Here is a 17,926-nt window from a genome sequence, read left to right on the forward strand (position 1 = left end):
TCGTAGGGTGGATGACGCCTTGTTCATCCACCAGACCCCCGCCGTGGTGAACGTCTTCGACCATCCACCCCACGAAGATCCGCCCGCTCGGCACGCCCGCAACTCGTAGGGTGGATGACGCTTTGTTCATCCACCAGAACCCCGCTGTGGTGGATGGCTTCGACCATCCACCCTACGAAACTCCACCCGCTCGGTACGCCCGTAATTCGTAGGGTGGATGACGCCTTGCTCATCCACCAAAAGCCCGCCGTGGCAGATGGCTTCAGCCGTCCAACCTACGAAGCTCCGCCCGTTCAGTACGCTCACACCTCGTAGGGTGGATGACGCTTTGTTCATCCACCAGAACCCCGCTGTGGAGGATGGCTTCGACCGTCCACCCTGGTGCGGCAAAGCCAGGCCGGCGCTGCTACCGGTTCCGTCCGGGAGGCAAGCATCAGTCCCGTCGGGCCGGGCCTTGCAGATGCTGGGCGACGTTCTGCGCCAGGCCGGCGCCGGCTTCGGTCATGGTCAGGTAGGTATGATCGGCACCCGCCGCCTCGATCTCGCGTGCCACGTCCTCGTAGAGCGCATGCGACACCACCAGTCCGGTGAAGCCCTTCTCGCGCAGCTTGCGGCTGGCGATGATCTTCGCTTCGGCATCGTTCATGGTCAGGATCACCGCTTCGATGCGATTCATCTCCAGCGTCTGCCAGAACGTCTGATCCTCGGCGTCGGCATAGAGCACGTTGCGCCCTTCGCTACCGGCGCGCTCGACCATCACCGGGTCGGAGTCGAGGCTGATCAGGCGATAGCCCTTGCCCTGCAGATAGTCGTAGGCCGCACGCCCCGAACGCCCCATGCCCATCACCAGAATCTGCGCCTCGCCCAGGGAGACCGGCTGCTCGTCCGGGTGCCGGGTATTGCGCTCCAGGGGAATTAGGCGATGGGCCAGGCGGTCGTAGATCGCTGCGGAAAAGCGGTTGAACTGCGCCGAGATGATGAACGAGAAGACCACGCTCAGGGCGAGCGGTACCAGCCATTGCGGCATCAGCACGCTGATGACGATCAGCCCGAACTCGCTGTAGTTGGTCAGGCTCGCCGCACTGAGGAACGCGCTGCGCGAACGCAGACGGAACGCCAAGAACAGGAAGAAGAACAGCAGCGTCTTCAGCGGCAGCAGCGCTGCCATCACCAGGGCAAAGACCAGCGCATCGACGTCCGGCAGGCCGCCGATGCCGATCTGCAGAAAGAATCCGACCAGGAAGACTTCCTTGACCGACCACAACGAGTCCGACAGCTCACCGGCGCGCTTGTGCTTGGCCAGCAATGCACCGAACGCCAGTGCGCCGAGTTCGGAGCTCAGACCCACCGCCTCGAAACCCATCCCACCCACCACCAGTGCCAGCATCAGGCCGAGCAGTACCAGCAGCTCCTCGTGACCGCTGGCATCGAGCAGACGGAACAACAGCGGCCGCAGCAACGGCAGCAGGAATACCAGCAGCGCCCAGGCCGAAGGCACCTCGCCATTGGCCAGGCTCATGACGACCAGGGCGATCAGATCCTGGACGATCAGCACGCCGATCGCTACCCGGCCATGGAAGGCCTTGAGTTCGCGCCGACTCTCCAGCACCTTCGCCGCCAGCACCGTGCTGGAGAACGCCAGCGCTACCGAGAGCATCAGCGCCTCCTGCCAGCCGAGGTCGAGAAACAGCATGATCGGCGGCAGCATCAGCAAGGATGACAGACCGAAATGCAGCAGCCCGCCACCGATGACTTCCGGGCGCACCAGGTTGCCCGGTTTGAGCTTGAGCCCGACGGTAAACAGCAGCAGGAGCACGCCCAGATGCGAGAGGTGCGAAAGAATCTCGCTGTCCTGCTTGCCAACCCCCAACTGATCACCGAAGGCGGCCAGGGCGAAGCCGGCACCCAGATAGCCAATCAGCGGAGGCAGCCCCAGTTGCCGAGCAGCCAGCCCCAGACCAAAGGCAAACGCAATCCAGGTGGCTTCGATCATCCAGGCTTTCTCGGGCGGTATATGGAAGCGCTGCATTCTACGTGAGGGACGCACGTACCGCTCCGTCCGCCAGCATCAAGCTGCTGTGACTGGCAGTACGCTCGCATACCCGAGCATGCATCGTTCGATCATCGCCCAGCCTTGCGCCGGGAGCGCTGACGTCGGTCAACCGACATGGTGAACGTTCAGGATCGCCGGGGTACTGTCATAGGTGCAGCGGCCGCTACCTCGTTGACATCACGCATCAGCAGCATGTCGGCCAGGCGCGCCGAGGCTGGTGCATCGAACCCCACCCGACCCTCGAAACGCAGCGGGTTGTGGTAGGTGCCGAAGAGCATGTCCCACAGGGGCAAGTCGCCGTAGTTGCGGCCATGTATCTGGTATTCGTGATGCGCGGCGTGCATTTCCGGCCGCGGCACGATCCAGCCGAGCCAGCGCGGGGTATGGATGTTCCAGTGCTGGAACAGCGCCAGCAGGGCAAGCGTCAGAGATACCAGAGCGGCCGCCAGCGGCGCCAGGCCGAGCAGCACCACGCTGACCAGGATGCCAAGGGTGGACTTCACCAGCACTTCCAGCGGATGGCTGTAGAAGGCACCGGGAATATCCACTCGCAAGGCACTGTGATGCAGCTGATGCGCCGCGCGCCAGAGCGGGTCGAAACGGTGCTCGGCGCGATGCCACCAGTAGCCGATGAAGCTGCTCAGCAACAGACCGAGCGGGTAACCCCACAAGCCAAGTTCGGCCAAATCGAATACCTGCAGCGAGGTCAGTCCTGCCCAGTTCCAGAACAGCGGGGTAAGCGAAGCGATGACGATGACCGCAAGGAAGAACAGTGCGCCGGTCAGTTTCCAGCGCCTGACCGGGACGTAGACCCGCGCCGGCCAGCGCGCCTCGATCAGCCACATCAGCAGGAATGCCATGGGTACGGACAGCGACAGCAGGATTTTCATCGTAGGTTCCTCTCGGCCAATTAATGCATCAATGCACCTAAATGCACATATTAAGATAAAAAAGAAGGTGCTTTCGGCACCCCTTGCGCGCCGTTCAGCGCTTCGGACAACACACCGGTGCCAGCTTCCTGAACAGCTCGGTCAGCTCTTCGAGCTGACGCAGAACACCATCACCATCGATCTCGTAGAAGGTATGTCGGCCCTCCTTCGAAGCCCGCAGCAGACCGGCGCGCTCCAGCACCTGCAGGTGGCGCGCAACCACCGAGCGATCCTGCGGCATCTTCTCGGCCAGCGAGCCGACATCCAGCCGACCACGCAGCAGCAGCTCGCGCACCAGCGCCACGCGCGCCGGCTCGGTCAACGCCTTGATGAAGGTGGCGTTGAACGCATCGAAGGACTGGGCGGCGGCTTGTTCACGGGTCAGCATGGACCGGAAGATATGTGCACGCAGATGCATCAGTCAATCGATATTTCGCTTCACCGGTCCAGGGCGTTGCTCGATAAATAGCCGGGCAATGGCGTAGATTGCCCGCTCATCCTTCAGAAGAGCCAACGCAATGCCCCGCCTCGCTCCCCCAGAAGCCAAGCACCGCGAGATGCCCCCCAGCCTGCTTGAACGTTACCGCGGCTGCCTGCTCGGGCTGGCCTGTGGCGATGCCCTGGGAACCAGCGTCGAGTTCATGCCGCGTGGCAGCTTCAAACCGCTGACCGACATGCTCGGCGGCGGCCCCTTTGGCCTGCGTGCAGGGCAATGGACGGATGACACCTCGATGGCCCTGTGCCTGGCAGAAAGCCTTCTTTCCCGCGCAGGCTTCGACGCCCGCGACCAGATGGCGCGCTATCTCAACTGGTGGCAATGGGGCTATCTGAGCTCGACCGGAGAGTGCTTCGACATCGGCATGACGGTGCGCGATGCGCTGACCCGCTTCCAGCAGAATGGCGAGCCCTTCGCCGGCTCGCACGAGCCGAACACCGCCGGCAATGGCTCGCTGATGCGTCTGGCCCCGGTGGTGCTGTTCTTCCATCCGCAGCGCACGGAACTGCTCGCACGCTGCGCCGACAGCTCGCGCACTACCCACGCGGCGCGCGAGGCCGTCGAGTGCTGCAGGCTGTTCGGACTGATCCTGAGCGAGGCACTTTGCGGCGCCACGCGGGCCGAGCTGCTGCAGCAGGACCCCACCCGGTTCCACGAACCGGCCGTCGCGGCGCTGGCTCGCGGCGACTATCTGGAGCACTCCGCGGAGCAGATCGTCAGCTCGGGCTATTCGGTCGCCTCGCTGACAGCGGCCCTCTGGTGCTTCCAGCACAGCGACTCGTTCGAAGCCGCGGTGCTGCTGGCCGCGAATCTGGGTGACGACGCCGACACCACGGCGGCGATCACCGGCCAGTTGGCCGGTGCCTACTACGGCGTACAGGGAATACCCGCGCACTGGCTGGCACGCCTGCACATGCACGACGAAATCCAGCAGACCGCCGATCAGCTGTTGCGCGCAGCGCAGGCGCGCAACAGCATCTGCAGCGAACAGCTCGCGCAGCCATCTGAAGGGAATCGCAACCAATGAAGCTCCATGCGGCGCTACTGTCACTCTGCCTGGCCGGATGTGTTGCCACGCCCCCTGCCGAAAACTCCGACGCGATGATCCACGCCGGCTACCTGAAAGGCCACCTGGAGATGCTCGACACCCATGCACCCTGGATGAGCGATGCGCAGAAACAGGCGCATGCCGAATCCCAGGCGACAGAGGTGATGAAGAGCATCCGCCTGCAGCAGCAGACCGGCAAAGTGGTGCCGCCGGTCATCATCCCCATCGGTGCGCCGCCCGCCGGTGCGCCCTCCGCGCCCGACAGCGCTGCGGCAGTCGCCGCAACCGCAGCGCCACAGCCAACGCCCGTCAGCGCGCCGCCTGTCGTGGCGAGCGAGACGCTCACCCCGCCGCCAGCACCGGATACCCAGCAGAAACTGATGGTCGCCCTCGCCGGCGCCCTGGCACAGGACGAGCAGGCCACGGGCAACCACCAGGGCACCGATTTGCGGGTCGTCGGCAACCAGGATTTCGTCGCCGGAACCTATGTCATGGAGGGCGGCAGCTACTCGATCCAGGTCACCGCCAAGGGCGCCGATCTTCTGGTGATCGAGCCCAATCGCAGTTCGCTCTACCGCCGACAGACCGACGGCAGCTACCAGTTCCACAACCGCAACACCGGCAGCACCTTCTCCCTCCGGGTGGAGGATGAACGTACCCTGCTGCTCGACCGCGTGCCTTCCTCCGGCCGTCCGACCCGCATGCTGCGCGAGAGGGCGTTTCGCGCTGATCTGCACAGCAACAGCGAAGCCCTCCAGGAGATTGCCGAGCGCTACCGCCAACGCGCGCTGAGCGATCCCGAGGATGCGCAACTCTGGACCCTCTGTTCGGCCGCTGCCTACAAGCGCAGCATCAGCGACGACGCGGAGAATGCCCGCTACGCCCGGCAGATCGCCGCCAGCATCCGCCAGATACTCGTCAGCAGCAGCAATCCCTGCCCGGACGCCATCTCCGCCGAGCACTGGTAGTTCGCCGCGCACTTCTGCCACCTGCGGCGCGCAGCCCAGGTGAGCGGACTGCCGAGCCCGCCGCACCAAAACAGGGATGACCACGACGCCGCGCACCAATCCGGCACCAGCACCCGACCCGCCCACCGCCGCACAGCAGCCCCTGCCAACCGCTGCCACAGCCCTCGAACGCCGCCACAGCGCCCTATTGCTGGCCTGCCAGCTCCGTTCGCCGCCTTCCCCGAAGCCACCCCAAAGCCCTGGCACGCAACCTGCTAAGTCCCCTGCAACGCTCGCCGAGATACCCGGCGGGCACTCCCGAGTGGCCAGCGTCGGCCACCGCCCAAGGGGCGCGGGAGCGGAGCGAAACGGGCAACGCAGCCCAGGTTTTCCTCCCCATCAACACCCATGAATACCAGGCAAAGGCGCCTGGAGCTGGCAACGGCTCCAGGCGCCTTTTTTTGCGTGTCCGCCGGGCGAACCCCGGCAACGGCTTCGATTGAGGAATGGCCATGAACGCGATAGTCACCCCGCTCACCCGCGAAACACTGATCATCGTCGGCAACGGCATGGTCGGGCATCACTGCGTCGAGCAGCTGATCGCACGCGGAGCCCTGGCCCGCTACGACATCCATGTCTACGGCGAGGAGCGTCAGCGCGCCTACGACCGCGTGCACCTGTCCGAGTACTTCGGCGGCCGTGATGCCGAATCCCTGGCGATGTGCGATGCCGAGTACTACGCCAGCCACGGCGTGCACCTGCACCTGGGCCAGCCAGTGCTGGAGATCGACCGCGACCGCCGCGAGGTCGTCACCGCCGCTGGCCGTCGTGGCTACGACAAGCTGGTCCTGGCCACCGGCTCCTTCCCCTTCGTCCCGCCGATTCCGGGTGCCGAAGGCAACTCGCGCCTGGTCTACCGCACCCTCGATGATCTCGACGACATTCGCGCTGCGGCCAGCAAGGCCCGCCGTGGCGTGGTGGTCGGCGGCGGCCTGCTCGGCCTGGAAGCGGCCAACGCGCTCAAGTCGCTCGGCCTGGAAGCCCACGTGGTCGAATTCGCCCCGCGGCTGATGCCGGTGCAGCTGGATGCCGAAGGTGGCGCCGCGCTCAAGGCACGTATCGAGGCCCTCGGTGTGGGCGTACACCTGTCGCGCGCCACCCAGGAGATCGTCGCCGGCGAGGAGTACGCCTACCGGATGAACTTCAACGACGGCGAGTGCCTCGAGACCGACCTGATCCTCTTCTCCGCCGGCATCCGCCCGCAGGATGCGCTGGCTCGCGCCGCCGGCCTGGCCATCGCCGAGCGCGGCGGCATCGTCATCGACAACGACTACCGCAGCAGCGACCCGGACATCTTCGCCATCGGCGAATGCGCCAGCTGGAACGGCAGCATCTTCGGCCTGGTCGCGCCCGGCTACGGCATGGCACGCAACCTGGCCGCGCTGCTGGTCGGCGAGGCCCACGAAGCCTTCACCGGCGCCGACATGTCGACCAAGCTCAAGCTGCTTGGCGTCGACGTCGGCTCGATCGGCGATGCCCACGGTGCCACACCTGGCTCGCGCAGCTATCGCTTCATCGACGAGGCCAGCGCCAGCTACCGGCGCCTGGTGGTCTCCGCCGACGGCAAGCATGTGCTCGGCGCGGTACTGGTCGGTGACAACAGCTACTACGACACCCTGCTGCAGTACGCACAGAACGGTATCAAGCTGCCGGCCGATCCCTCCGCGCTGATCCTGCCGCAGTCCGAAGGCGCCCCGGCGCTGGGCCCGGACGCCCTGCCCGAGACCGCGACCATCTGCTCCTGCCACAACGTCAGCAAGGGCGCGGTGTGTTGCAAGGTCGACGCCGGCGTCACCGACCTGGGCGAGCTCAAGGTGCAGACCAAGGCCGCCACCGGCTGCGGCGGCTGCAGCGCGCTGCTCAAGCTGGTGTTCGACGCGGAGCTCGCGGCCCGTGGCGTGGAAGTCGACAAGAGCCTCTGCGAGCACTTCGCCTACACCCGCCAGGAGCTCTACGGCATCGTCCGCGTCGAGGGCATCAAGGCCTTCGACGAACTGCTCGCCAAGCACGGCCGCGGCCACGTCGGCTGCGACATCTGCAAGCCGGCGGTGGGCTCGATCCTCGCTTCCTGCTGGAACCAGCCGATCACCGACCCGGCGCTGGTACCGCTGCAGGACACCAACGACACCTTCATGGCCAACATGCAGAAGAACGGCACCTATTCGATCGTGCCGCGCATCGCCGGTGGCGAGATCACCCCGGACAAGCTGATCGTGCTCGGCGAGGTGGCGAAGAAGTACGACCTCTACACCAAGATCACCGGCGGCCAGCGCATCGACCTGTTCGGCGCCCAGTTGCACCAGTTGCCGGAGATCTGGGGCGAGCTGATCAAAGCCGGCTTCGAGACCGGCCATGCCTACGGCAAGAGCCTGCGCACGGTGAAGTCCTGCGTCGGCAGCACCTGGTGCCGCTACGGCGTGCAGGACAGCGTCGGCATGGCGCTGCGCCTGGAGGATCGCTACAAGGGTCTGCGTTCGCCGCACAAGATCAAGTTCGCGGTCAGCGGCTGCACCCGCGAATGCGCCGAGGCGCAGAGCAAGGACGTCGGCGTGATCGCCACCGACAAGGGCTGGAACCTCTACGTGGCCGGCAACGGCGGCATGCGTCCGCGCCACGCCGAGCTGCTGGCCACCGACCTGGATGACGCCACCCTGGTCCGCTACATCGACCGTTTCCTGATGTTCTACGTGCGCACCGCCGACCGCCTGCAGCGCACCTCGGTCTGGCGCGAGAGCCTGGAAGGCGGCCTGGACTACCTCAAGCAGGTCATCATCGATGACAGCCTGGGCCTGGGCGCCGAGCTGGAAAGCCAGATGCAGCACGTGGTCGACACCTACGAGTGCGAGTGGGCCAATGCCCTCTCCGATCCGGACAAGCTCAAGCGCTTCCGCACCTTCGTCAACGACGCCCGCCCCGACCCGGACATCCACTTCGTCCGCGAGCGCGAACAGCGCCGGCCGGTCCACGCCCACGAACTCCACCTGATTCCCGTCGCCGAGGAGGTGCTCTGATGAGCCAGTCGAATGTTCTGCAAGCCGATTTCGCCCGCGCATCGATCCTGCGCGAACCCGCCACCTGGCTGCCGCTGTGCCGTCGCGGTGACCTGGTCGCCAACTCCGGCGTGGTGGCCTGGCACGAGGGCGTGCAGGTTGCGCTCTTTCACCTGGACCAGGGCGCGGCCGGCGAGCGCCTGTTCGCCATCGAGAATCGCGACCCGAAATCCGGCGCCAACGTGATCGGCCGCGGCATCCTCGGCCAGCTCAAGGGCGAGCTGGTGGTGGCCTCGCCGCTGTACAAGCAGCACTTCCGTCTGGAAGACGGCAGCTGTCTGGAGTACCCGGAGCAGAGCCTGCGGGTCTGGCCCGCGCGACTCAACGGCGACGCCGTGGAGATCGGCCTGGACTGAGCGCCAGGCGCCCGCCGCCGGTACGGACGGGCGCAACGAAACAGCACTACGCGCGGCGCTGCCTGCCCGGTGCCGCCGCCAACCTTTGAGGAAGCCCCCAGATGTCCTATCTCGTTCCCGCAGAATTCGTCAGCAAGATGGTCGACGCCGGCGAATCCAAGATCTACATGTCCACCCGTGATTCGCTGATCCGCGCCTACATGGCCGGCGCCATCCTGGCCCTGGCGGCAGTATTCGCCATCGCCGTCACGGTACAGACCGGCTCGCCGCTGGTGGGCGCCATGCTGTTCCCGGTCGGCTTCATCATGCTCTACCTGATGGGCTTCGACCTGCTCACCGGCGTCTTCGTGCTCACCCCGCTGGCACTGCTCGACCGCCGCCCCGGCGTCACGGTCAGCGGTGTGCTGCGCAACTGGGGCGTGGTGTTCCTCGGCAATTTCGCCGGCGCACTGACCGTGGCTTTCATGATGGCCTTCGTCTTCACCTACGGTTTTTCCATCGAGCCGGGCGCCATCGGCGAGAAGATCTCGCACATCGGCGAGGACCGCACCCTGGGCTACGCCCAGTACGGCGCCGCGGGCTGGTTCACCATTTTCCTGCGCGGCATGCTGTGCAACTGGATGGTCTCGATGGGCGTGGTCGGTGCAATGATCTCGACCTCGGTGAGCGGCAAGGCGATCGCCATGTGGATGCCGATCATGCTGTTCTTCTTCATGGGCTTCGAGCACTCGGTGGTGAACATGTTCCTGTTCCCCTCCGGCATCATCATGGGTGGCGACTTCTCGGTCATGGACTACATGATCTGGAACGAGATCCCCACCGTCCTCGGCAACCTGGTCGGCGGCCTGGCCTTCACCGGCCTGACGCTCTACACCACTCACGTGCGCACTGCGCCCAAGCGCGTGATCTGACCCACGCTCGCCCGGAGCCAGGCCCATGTCCAGTCAGCTCAAGGTCAGCATCGGCCAGCACAGTGACAAGGGCCGCAAGCAGGTCAACCAGGATTTCCACGGCGCCGTGCTGCCGCTGGAGCCGCAGCTCAGCAGCAAGGGCGTGGCCCTGGCGCTGGCCGACGGCATCAGCAGCAGCGAGGTCAGCCAGGTGGCCAGCGAGGCCAGTGTCGCCAGTTTCCTCGCCGACTATTTCTGCACGTCGGAAACCTGGTCGGTGAAGAAGTCGGCGCAGCGGGTGCTCAGCGCGATCAACGCCTGGCTGCATTCGCAGACCCGCCACAGCCAGTACCGCTACGACATGGATCGCGGCTACGTCTGCACTTTCAGTGCGCTGGTGCTGAAGTCCTCGACTGCCTACCTGTTCCATGTCGGCGATACCCGCGTCTATCGACTGCGCGACGGCCGCCTGGAGCAGCTCAGCGACGATCATCGACTATGGATCTCCCGCGAGCAGAGCTACCTGAGCCGCGCGCTGGGGATCAATCCGCACCTGGAGATCGACTACCAGGCCCTGCCGCTGGAGCGTGGCGATCTGTTTCTGCTGGCCACCGATGGCGTCTACGAGCATCTCGATGCACAACGAATGATCGAGACCATCCAGGCCCACCCCGACAACCTGGACACCGCCGCCCAGGCGATAATCGCCGCGGCCCTGGCGCGAGGCAGCGACGACAATCTGACCATCCAGTTGCTGCGCGTCGACGCCCTGCCCGACCGCAACGCCGACGAACTGCAACAGCAGCTGCGCGAGCTGCCCCCACCTCCCGTGCTGCAGGCGCGCAGCGAGCTGGACGGCTTTCGCATCGTTCGCCAGCTGCACGCCAGCAGTCGTAGCCATGTCTACCTCGCCACGGACGGCGCCGACGCCACCCCGGTGGTGATCAAGACGCCGTCGATCGAGCAGGGCCAGGATGCGGCGTACCTGGAACGCTTCCTGATGGAGGAGTGGATTGCCCGGCGCATCGACAGCCCGCACGTGCTCAAGGCCCGCGAGCAGACCCGGCGCCGGCACTACCTCTACAGCGTCAGCGAGTTCGTCGATGGTCAGACCCTGGCGCAGTGGATGATCGACAACCCGCGCCCGCCGCTGGAAACCGTGCGCGGGCTGATCGAGCAGATCGCCCGGGGGCTGCGGGCGTTTCACCGGCTGGAGATGCTGCACCAGGACCTGCGCCCGGCCAATCTGATGATCGATGCCAGCGGTACGCTGAAGATCATCGATTTCGGCTCGACCCGCGTCGCCGGCCTGACCGAACTGGCGGCGCCGGGCAGCCGCGACGAGCTGCTCGGCACGGCGCCCTACACCGCTCCCGAGTACTTTCTCGGCGAAGCCGGCTCGGTGCGGTCGGACGTCTTTTCACTGGCGGTGATCTGCTATCAGATGCTGGGCGGCAAGCTGCCCTACGGCACTCGCGTGGCCGCTACCCGCAGTCGTGCAGCACAGGCGCGCCTGCACTACCAGCCACTGCGCGACGATGATCGTAGCCTGCCGGCGTGGATCGACGAGGTCCTCCGAAAGGCGCTGCAGCCCGACCCCAACAGGCGCTATCAGGACGTCGCCGAGTTCACCCACGCCCTGCGCCACCCCAGCCAGGAATTTCTCATGCGCAACCGGCCGCCGTTGATCGAGCGCAACCCGGTGCTGTTCTGGAAGTGCCTGAGCCTGGCGCTGGGGATCGCCGTGCTGGCGCTGTTGCTCGATTGAGCCCCAGGGCCAGTCGCGGCGGGTGCTGACAGTGCAACCGGCGCCGTCTCAGGCCTGGCTGGCCGCGCCTGGCCGGCCGCACCTGGCCGGCCGCACCTAGCCCGCCGCGCCGTGGCCAGCCGCGGTCTGCCCGATGATCTGCAGCAGCGCCTGCTGGGAAAACGGCTTGGCCAGGCGCGGCAGATCCTGCCCGATCTCGGGCGGCAGCTCGGCATAGCCGGAGACCAGAATCACCGGCAGCTGCGGATGGCTCACGCGCAGTTGTTCGGCCAGCTGCACACCGGTCATCTGCGGCATGGCGTGGTCGGTGATCACCAGATCGACCTTGAGCTGGCCGAGCATGACCAGCGCATCCTGGGCCGAACGCGCGCTGAGCACCCGGTGACCGTGTTCGCTGAGCATGTCGGCGGTGTTGAGCAGCACCAGTTCGTCGTCGTCCACCGCCAGAATGGTCAGCAGCGGCCCCTGCCAGGCGGGGTCGGGGCTTGCCTGCCAGACGGGCTCGGCCGCCGTGACGCTGCCATCGTCGAGCGCCGGCAACCAGATGTTCGCCGTGGTACCGACGCCGGGCCGGCTCTCCAGCACCAGGGTGCCGCCGGACTGCAGGGCCAGGCCATGGACCATCGACAGCCCCAGCCCGGTGCCCTTGCCCACCCCCTTGGTGGTGAAGAAAGGTTCGCTGGCGCGCTTGAGCACGACCTCGTCCATGCCTTCGCCGGTATCGGTGACCGACAGACAGACATAACGTCCCGGCAGCAGGCCGTGCTCGCCGTCGTCGAGTCGCTGCTCGCGCGCAGCGATGATGATGCGCCCGTGCCCGGCCATCGCATCGCGGGCGTTGACCGCCAGGTTGAGCAGCGCCGATTCGAGCTGGTTGGGGTCGGTCTCGACCAGTGACAACTGCTCCGGAAAGCTGGTTTCCAGCACCACACTGGGACCGAGCGAGCGCACCAGCAGGTCGCGCATGTCGACCACCAGCTCGCACAGGTCGATACGCGCCGAGCGCAGCTCCTGCTTGCGGGCGAAGGACAGCATCCGCCCGGTGAGGGTGGCGCCGCGTTCAGCCCCGGCCTTGGCGTTGTCGAGAAAGCGCAACAGTGCCGGATCGGCCGGCATGCGCTTGCGCAGCAGTTCCAGGCTGCCGAGTACGATCATCAGCAGGTTGTTGAAGTCATGCGCGATGCCGCCGGTGAGCCGGCCCAGCGCTTCCATCTTCTGCACCTGCTGCAGGTTCTGCTCGGCCTTCAGGCGGGCGGTCTTCTCCACCGCCTCGGGGACCATGCCGACCACCTCGCCGGCATCGTCCAGCACCGGACGCAGGGAAAAGTCGAAGCTGCGCACCCCGGTCGGCAGGTTCAGCGTCATGCTGACGTTCTCCGAACTGCCAGCTGCCACCCGCTGCACGGCGGCACGCACGGCCTCGGGCATGCCGGGGGTGGCGCTGAACCAGGGTGTTTCCCAGTAAGGCAGTCCCTGCACCCTGGCATTGTCCGCGTCGATGCCGGCAAGCGCGGTGGCATTGGAATAGAGCACGCGCCCCTCGACATCCAGCAGCCCCTGGTACAGGTGCGACGTCTCGAAGATGGCCCGCAAGCGGGCTTCGCTCTGCGCCAGCGCGGCGGTGCGCTCGGCGACCTTGGCCTCCAGTTCGAGAACGAAGCGCTGTTCGCGTTCACGCGCCGCCGTCTGGAACCTCAGGCGTTCGATATGCGACCAGGAGCGCTCGGTCACCTCGGTTAGAAGGGAAAGCTCGTAGGGGCCCCAGATCCGCGGCTGGCGATCATGCACGGCCATCAGCGCGGTCAGCCGGCCGTCCTTGACCAGGGGCAGGCAGACGGTCGCCTCCAGACCGAGACTGAGAAACACCTCCGCCTCGGCGCCCTCCAGCTGGTGGCGCACATCATTGATGATCAGCGGCACGCCGGCACGCAGGTTCTCCACCGCCATGCGCCCGAAACTGGCAAGGCTGTAGTGGCCGACCAGGCTGGAGGCCCCCGGCGCGGTCCAGTCGCCACGCACGCTGAAGCCATCCTGGTCGGCGTCCATGTCGGCGTAGGCGCAGACCGATACGTCAAGATGCTCGCCGAGCAGGCGCGTGGTGCGCTCCAGAATGGTGTCGGCGTCAGTGCTGCCGGCGGTTTCCTTGGCCAGCAGATCGAGAAAGCGCAGACGCCGCTCGTTTTCGCGCAGCGCATCTTCGGCCTGCTTGCGCGTGGTGATGTCGGTGGAGGCACCGAACCACTCGAGCAGCGTGCCATCGGCGGCGAACAGCGGCACGGCGCGCAGCAGCATCCAGCTGAAGGCACCATCGGGGCGATGCAAGCGGTGCTCGAGCTCGAACACCTGCGGATGGGCACAGGCATCGCGCACCGCCCGCAGCACCCGCGGACGGTCATCGGGGTGCACACAGTTGCTCAGCCAGTCGCTGAGGGGCGTGGGATCCTCGAGCAGACCCTTGCCATCGAGATGGCGCAGGTATGTCCACTGCGCATCCATCTGATAGACCACGTCGGCGGTGGCGTTGACCAGTGCGCGAAAGCGCTCCTCGCTGTTGCGCACCCGTGCCTGCGCCTCGATCCGCGCGGTGACGTCGAAGCCTTCGACGAAGATGCCGGCGACCTGACCTTCCTGATCGGTCAGCGGCTGGTAGACGAAGTCCAGAACACGCTCTTCCGGCGGCTGGCCGGCAGCGCGCTGCAGACGTACCGGCCGCGCCGAGCCGACGAAGGCCTCGCCGCTGCGGTAGACGGTATCGAGCAGATCAAAGAAGCCCTGCTGCTCCAGCTCCGGCAGCGCCTCGCGCACCGGCCGACCGATCAGATCACGCTCGCCAACCAGGCGCCGGTAGGCGGGGTTGGCCATCTCGTAGACATGGTCCGGGCCGCTGAGCATGGCCATCACGCCCGGCGCCTGCTCGAACATGCGAGTCAGACGTGCTTCCTGCAGCTTCAAGCGCTGCTCGGCACGCACTCGATCACTGGTTTCCACCACCACCGCGATGACCCCGGCCGGCTGGCCGCTCTCGTCGAGCACCGGCGAATAGTCCAGATTCATCCAGACCCGTTCGGCTCGCCCACTACGATAGAGCGTCAGCTCCTGATCCCGATACGCCAGGGTCCCCCCGGCCAGGCCCACCTTCATCACGTTGTCGTTGAATTCAGCGACCTCCGGCCAGCCTGCGCGCACCTCGCTGCCGAGCAGCGCCGGATGCCGTGCGCCGGCAATGACCGCGTAGGCATCGTTGTAGATCATGATGCCCGGCTCGCCCCAGAGCAGCGCGATGGGCACTGGTGAGCGCAGCAGCAGCCCGGTGACAGTCTTCAGGCTCTGCGGCCAGTCCTGCAAGGGGCCCAGGGGGGTCTGCGACCAGTCCAGATCGCGGATCAACCCGCTCAGCTCACTGCTCTCGGGGAGAAATGTCATCTCACTCTGCTGCGCCTGTCGCTTGTCTTCGTCACTCATCCAGGTCCGATCCACCAGCCGATCCATGCGGACTCCTGTCCGCGCTCAAACGCGACTATCGTGCAGATGTCCGCCGCAATCATAGAAGCCGCCGCGCCCAGTTAGTTCGCTGAAAATCAGCCAGAACATGCGTTGCCTGCAGAACTCCACAGGCGACCAAGCGGCTGTCACTTCCGTATACTCGCGTCTTTTTTCGAGAAGCCGCCATGGCCAACAAGCGTTACGCCTGCATCGGCCTGAGCAATCCCAAGTCCCCGGAAAACGTCGGCTCGATCATGCGTGCAGCCGGCTGCTATGGGGTCAGCTCGGTGTTCTACAGCGGCACCCGCTACGACCGCGCACGCGACTTCATCACCGATACCAAGAAGGTCCATCAGGACATTCCGCTGATCAACATCGACGATCTGCGCAAGATCCTGCCGCTGGGCTGTATACCCGTCGCAGTGGAGCTGGTCGAAGGTGCCCGCCCACTGCCGTCCTATACCCACCCGGACCGCGCGCTCTACCTGTTCGGCCCCGAAGATGGCTCGCTGAGCAAGGAATTGCGCGACTGGTGCGAGGACGTCATCTACATCCCCACCCAGGGCTGCATGAACCTCGCCGCCACGGTCAACGTGGTGCTCTACGATCGCCTGGCCAAAGGCAACAACACGCGCTCCGGACCGCAGTTCTAGTGCCCTCTCCCGCTGGGAGAGGGAAAAGCCGCACATGTTCGGCACCTGTGTTGACCCCACCCCGCGCCATCGCCTCACGGCTGTCTTTCTCCCTTTGGGAGAAGGTGGCGCGCAGCGTCGGATGAGGGAGGTCGCAGACGGCAGGGACCTGGCCGGGATTTCTAAAGGCAGCCGCGAATCGCCGAAGCATCCCTCCTGAGGCAATCACAGGCACCAAGCCGGCCGAAGCATCCCTCACCCGCCTTCGGCACCCTCTCCCGATGGAGAGGGAAAAGCCGTGGCGCATTCGCCACGCTGTTTGGCACAACACCGTGCCCGGTACAGCTTTCCTTCTCCCAGCGGGAGAAGGTGGCGCGCAGCGCCGGATGAGGGATGCGTCGGCGTGCAGGATGGCGGGCGAGGTGCGCCCTGTCCTTCCGTCGAACAAGACTCAACGCAGCAGGCGGCTTTCCAGCACTTTCGAGCGTTCGCCGAGGACGTTTTCGCTGATCTCGATGAAATCCTTGGTGCTGACCTTTTCCAGGCGCATCAGCGCTCGGGTCACGTCATCCAGGGAGTGCCGGTTGCCGGTACCCTTGCGCAGCTCGGCATCCAGATCGCGCAGCAACAGCACCGCGCGCGCAGTGACCGGGCCCGTCGAACGCTCGGTACGCAGGCTGCTGACGTTCTTGCTCCAGTTCTTGAGGCGCGCCATGGTCTTGGCGTGGCGGTCCTCGCTCAGGCCGCCGGCACGACGCATCAGCTCGATCGCGTAGTACTCGGCGATACCCTCGCTGATCCAGTCGCTGCGATCGGTGTCGCGAATCCTGCTGACCACGTGGACCAGCTCGTGCACCAGCGAGCTGGTGCCATTCTCGCTGACCAGCGGCCGATCACTGTGCAGGAACAGCGAGTTGCTCGCCGACAGCCCGCCACGCCACATCGGATCATCTGCGCCGACGATCAGCAGCTTGTCCAGCGGCCGCGGAAAAACCTCTTCCATATGCGGCCAGACGAAGGTCAGAAAGGTGGTGACATCCATTCGCCGCATACCCTCGCCAACAGGCGCGGCGACGGTCAGCATGGTGTGGCCGATCTGGGTGCGCCGGCTGCCGATCTTGCCGGCGACCATCCAGCCGACGGGGCGATCGAACAGGCGCTCGGGGTTGTCGATGCGAAAACGGTTCTTGCCGATCCGCGGCCAGCCGGTCTCGACGCTCTTCCAGCCCGGCGGCAGATCGAACTGCAGGCGCGCGACCAGGCGCACACCATCGAGTTGATCGAGAAACGCCGGTGGGATCAGGTCGTCGCCACGCAGCAGAGCCCAATCCGAGGTCATCCGCGCGTCGTAGCGCCCCGAATCGCGCTGATGGCTGATGCGTACCTTGTAACTCAGCGTCGCTTCGCCTTCCGCCGGCTTCCAGACGCCGCGCTGCGGACTTTCCAGCGTCCATTCACCCTCGGCGACAAAGTCGCTGAAGCGCTCCTGGTCACCCAGATCGAAGGCCAGCTTGCGTACCACCTCGCCCTTTTCCAGGCGAATGCTGACCTCGGCCTGATCCTCCTCCGGCAGAAAGCGCACCTGGTAATCGAGGTCGTAGTTCTTCGCCCAGCCGGCAGGCACGACCAGAAGCAGAAAAAGCGGCAGCAGACAACGCAAGGCAGTGGGCATGAACAGGCTCCTGAGACGGCAATCGGAGCATCTGACCGCGACGGACGCCGCGCGGTCAACCGGCGCGAAAAATCAGATGCTCTTCCCAGTCGTCCTCGGCCACGCTGCTCTCGCTGAGCATCCGCCCGGACTGGGAAATCCGCTCGCGGTGCACCGCGTCCGGATCGCCACAGACCAGGTGGTGCCAGAGCGGCAGGTCCTTGCCTTCGCTGACCAGACGATAGGCGCAGGTCGGCGGCAGCCATTTGAACTCGTCAGCCTGGGCAGCGGTGAGCTGGACGCAATCGGGCACCGAGCGCCGCCGCTCGGCGTAGTCGCTGCAGCGACAGCTGGTCAGATCGAGCAGTTTGCAGGCGATGCGCGTGTAGTAGACGCTGCCGTCGTCCTCATCCTCGAGTTTCTGCAGGCAGCACAGGCCGCAGCCATCGCACAGCGACTCCCATTCCTGGGCATCGAGCTGGGCGAGGGTCTTGCGCTTCCAGAAGGGTTCGACTTTGGCAGCCATGGCACTGCGGCACCGGGGGAGACGGAAAGGGCCGGCA

13 protein-coding genes are annotated in these 17,926 nt (G+C 65.8%); 7 read left to right on the forward strand and 6 right to left on the reverse strand.

Annotation, left to right across the window (positions count from 1 at the left end; genetic code table 11):
• Nucleotides 1-433: 433 nt before the first annotated feature.
• From DBO85_RS05200 to DBO85_RS05210, 3 genes are all read right to left on the reverse strand, one after another.
• Complete coding sequence (locus DBO85_RS05200) at nucleotides 434-1,993, reverse strand: cation:proton antiporter family protein (protein ID WP_108106159.1); 1,560 nt, start codon at nucleotides 1,991-1,993, stop codon at nucleotides 434-436.
• A 185-nt stretch (nucleotides 1,994-2,178) separates the two neighbouring features.
• Nucleotides 2,179-2,943, reverse strand: a complete 765-nt coding sequence (locus tag DBO85_RS05205; protein ID WP_108105963.1) for a sterol desaturase family protein — start codon at nucleotides 2,941-2,943, stop codon at nucleotides 2,179-2,181.
• Between the two features lie 94 nt (nucleotides 2,944-3,037).
• Nucleotides 3,038-3,400, reverse strand: a complete 363-nt coding sequence (locus DBO85_RS05210) for an ArsR/SmtB family transcription factor (protein WP_199286986.1) — start codon at nucleotides 3,398-3,400, stop codon at nucleotides 3,038-3,040.
• Nucleotides 3,401-3,539: 139 nt separating this feature from the next.
• On the opposite strand from DBO85_RS05210, the gene DBO85_RS05215 reads away from it, so the two are divergent.
• From DBO85_RS05215 to DBO85_RS05240, 6 genes are all read left to right on the forward strand, one after another.
• Nucleotides 3,540-4,505, forward strand: a complete 966-nt coding sequence (locus DBO85_RS05215) for an ADP-ribosylglycohydrolase family protein (protein ID WP_108106163.1) — start codon at nucleotides 3,540-3,542, stop codon at nucleotides 4,503-4,505.
• Complete coding sequence (locus tag DBO85_RS05220; protein WP_108105965.1) at nucleotides 4,502-5,494, forward strand: hypothetical protein; 993 nt, start codon at nucleotides 4,502-4,504, stop codon at nucleotides 5,492-5,494. Before DBO85_RS05215 ends, DBO85_RS05220 begins: the two co-directional genes overlap by 4 nt.
• 491 nt (nucleotides 5,495-5,985) lie before the next feature.
• The gene (nirB, locus tag DBO85_RS05225) at nucleotides 5,986-8,544 is read left to right on the forward strand and encodes a nitrite reductase large subunit NirB (RefSeq protein ID WP_108105967.1); all 2,559 of its coding nucleotides are present in this window, start codon (nucleotides 5,986-5,988) and stop codon (nucleotides 8,542-8,544) included.
• Nucleotides 8,544-8,939: a nitrite reductase small subunit NirD gene (gene nirD / locus DBO85_RS05230; RefSeq protein WP_108105969.1), complete on the forward strand. Its 396-nt coding sequence runs from the start codon at nucleotides 8,544-8,546 to the stop codon at nucleotides 8,937-8,939. The genes nirB and nirD overlap by 1 nt, the downstream gene beginning before the upstream one ends.
• Nucleotides 8,940-9,040: 101 nt before the next feature.
• Nucleotides 9,041-9,850 (forward strand): formate/nitrite transporter family protein, encoded by an 810-nt coding sequence (locus DBO85_RS05235; RefSeq protein WP_108105971.1) that lies wholly within the window; start codon nucleotides 9,041-9,043, stop codon nucleotides 9,848-9,850.
• A gap of 25 nt (nucleotides 9,851-9,875) precedes the next feature.
• Complete coding sequence (locus tag DBO85_RS05240) at nucleotides 9,876-11,597, forward strand: bifunctional protein-serine/threonine kinase/phosphatase (protein ID WP_108105973.1); 1,722 nt, start codon at nucleotides 9,876-9,878, stop codon at nucleotides 11,595-11,597.
• 96 nt (nucleotides 11,598-11,693) lie between these two features.
• On the opposite strand, the gene DBO85_RS05245 is transcribed toward DBO85_RS05240, so the two are convergent.
• Nucleotides 11,694-15,059, reverse strand: coding sequence for a PAS domain-containing protein (locus tag DBO85_RS05245; protein WP_177429738.1), 3,366 nt, complete (start codon nucleotides 15,057-15,059; stop codon nucleotides 11,694-11,696).
• Between the two features lie 206 nt (nucleotides 15,060-15,265).
• Here DBO85_RS05245 and DBO85_RS05250 point away from each other — a divergent pair, with 206 nt between their 5' ends.
• Complete coding sequence (locus DBO85_RS05250) at nucleotides 15,266-15,733, forward strand: RNA methyltransferase (RefSeq protein WP_108105975.1); 468 nt, start codon at nucleotides 15,266-15,268, stop codon at nucleotides 15,731-15,733.
• 430 nt (nucleotides 15,734-16,163) lie between these two features.
• Here the strand turns inward: DBO85_RS05250 and DBO85_RS05255 are convergent, their stop codons facing one another.
• The gene (locus DBO85_RS05255) at nucleotides 16,164-17,384 is read right to left on the reverse strand and encodes a M61 metallopeptidase family protein (RefSeq protein ID WP_233356554.1); all 1,221 of its coding nucleotides are present in this window, start codon (nucleotides 17,382-17,384) and stop codon (nucleotides 16,164-16,166) included.
• 55 nt (nucleotides 17,385-17,439) lie between these two features.
• The gene (locus DBO85_RS05260) at nucleotides 17,440-17,889 is read right to left on the reverse strand and encodes a YcgN family cysteine cluster protein (RefSeq protein ID WP_108105977.1); all 450 of its coding nucleotides are present in this window, start codon (nucleotides 17,887-17,889) and stop codon (nucleotides 17,440-17,442) included.
• Nucleotides 17,890-17,926 lie beyond the last annotated feature (37 nt).

Source organism: Pseudomonas mangrovi, assembly GCF_003052585.1.
Taxonomy (GTDB): Bacteria; Pseudomonadota; Gammaproteobacteria; order Pseudomonadales; family Pseudomonadaceae; genus Aquipseudomonas; species Aquipseudomonas mangrovi.

Coding starts and splice junctions, on each gene's coding strand:
- DBO85_RS05200 (WP_108106159.1), bottom strand. CDS start 1,993: ATGATCGAAGCCACCTGGATTGCGTTTGCCTTTGGTCTGGGGCTGGCT.
- DBO85_RS05205 (WP_108105963.1), bottom strand. CDS start 2,943: ATGAAAATCCTGCTGTCGCTGTCCGTACCCATGGCATTCCTGCTGATG.
- DBO85_RS05210 (WP_199286986.1), bottom strand. CDS start 3,400: ATGCATCTGCGTGCACATATCTTCCGGTCCATGCTGACCCGTGAACAA.
- DBO85_RS05215 (WP_108106163.1), top strand. CDS start 3,540: ATGCCCCCCAGCCTGCTTGAACGTTACCGCGGCTGCCTGCTCGGGCTG.
- DBO85_RS05220 (WP_108105965.1), top strand. CDS start 4,502: ATGAAGCTCCATGCGGCGCTACTGTCACTCTGCCTGGCCGGATGTGTT.
- nirB (WP_108105967.1), top strand. CDS start 5,986: ATGAACGCGATAGTCACCCCGCTCACCCGCGAAACACTGATCATCGTC.
- nirD (WP_108105969.1), top strand. CDS start 8,544: ATGAGCCAGTCGAATGTTCTGCAAGCCGATTTCGCCCGCGCATCGATC.
- DBO85_RS05235 (WP_108105971.1), top strand. CDS start 9,041: ATGTCCTATCTCGTTCCCGCAGAATTCGTCAGCAAGATGGTCGACGCC.
- DBO85_RS05240 (WP_108105973.1), top strand. CDS start 9,876: ATGTCCAGTCAGCTCAAGGTCAGCATCGGCCAGCACAGTGACAAGGGC.
- DBO85_RS05245 (WP_177429738.1), bottom strand. CDS start 15,059: ATGAGTGACGAAGACAAGCGACAGGCGCAGCAGAGTGAGATGACATTT.
- DBO85_RS05250 (WP_108105975.1), top strand. CDS start 15,266: ATGGCCAACAAGCGTTACGCCTGCATCGGCCTGAGCAATCCCAAGTCC.
- DBO85_RS05255 (WP_233356554.1), bottom strand. CDS start 17,384: ATGCCCACTGCCTTGCGTTGTCTGCTGCCGCTTTTTCTGCTTCTGGTC.
- DBO85_RS05260 (WP_108105977.1), bottom strand. CDS start 17,889: ATGGCTGCCAAAGTCGAACCCTTCTGGAAGCGCAAGACCCTCGCCCAG.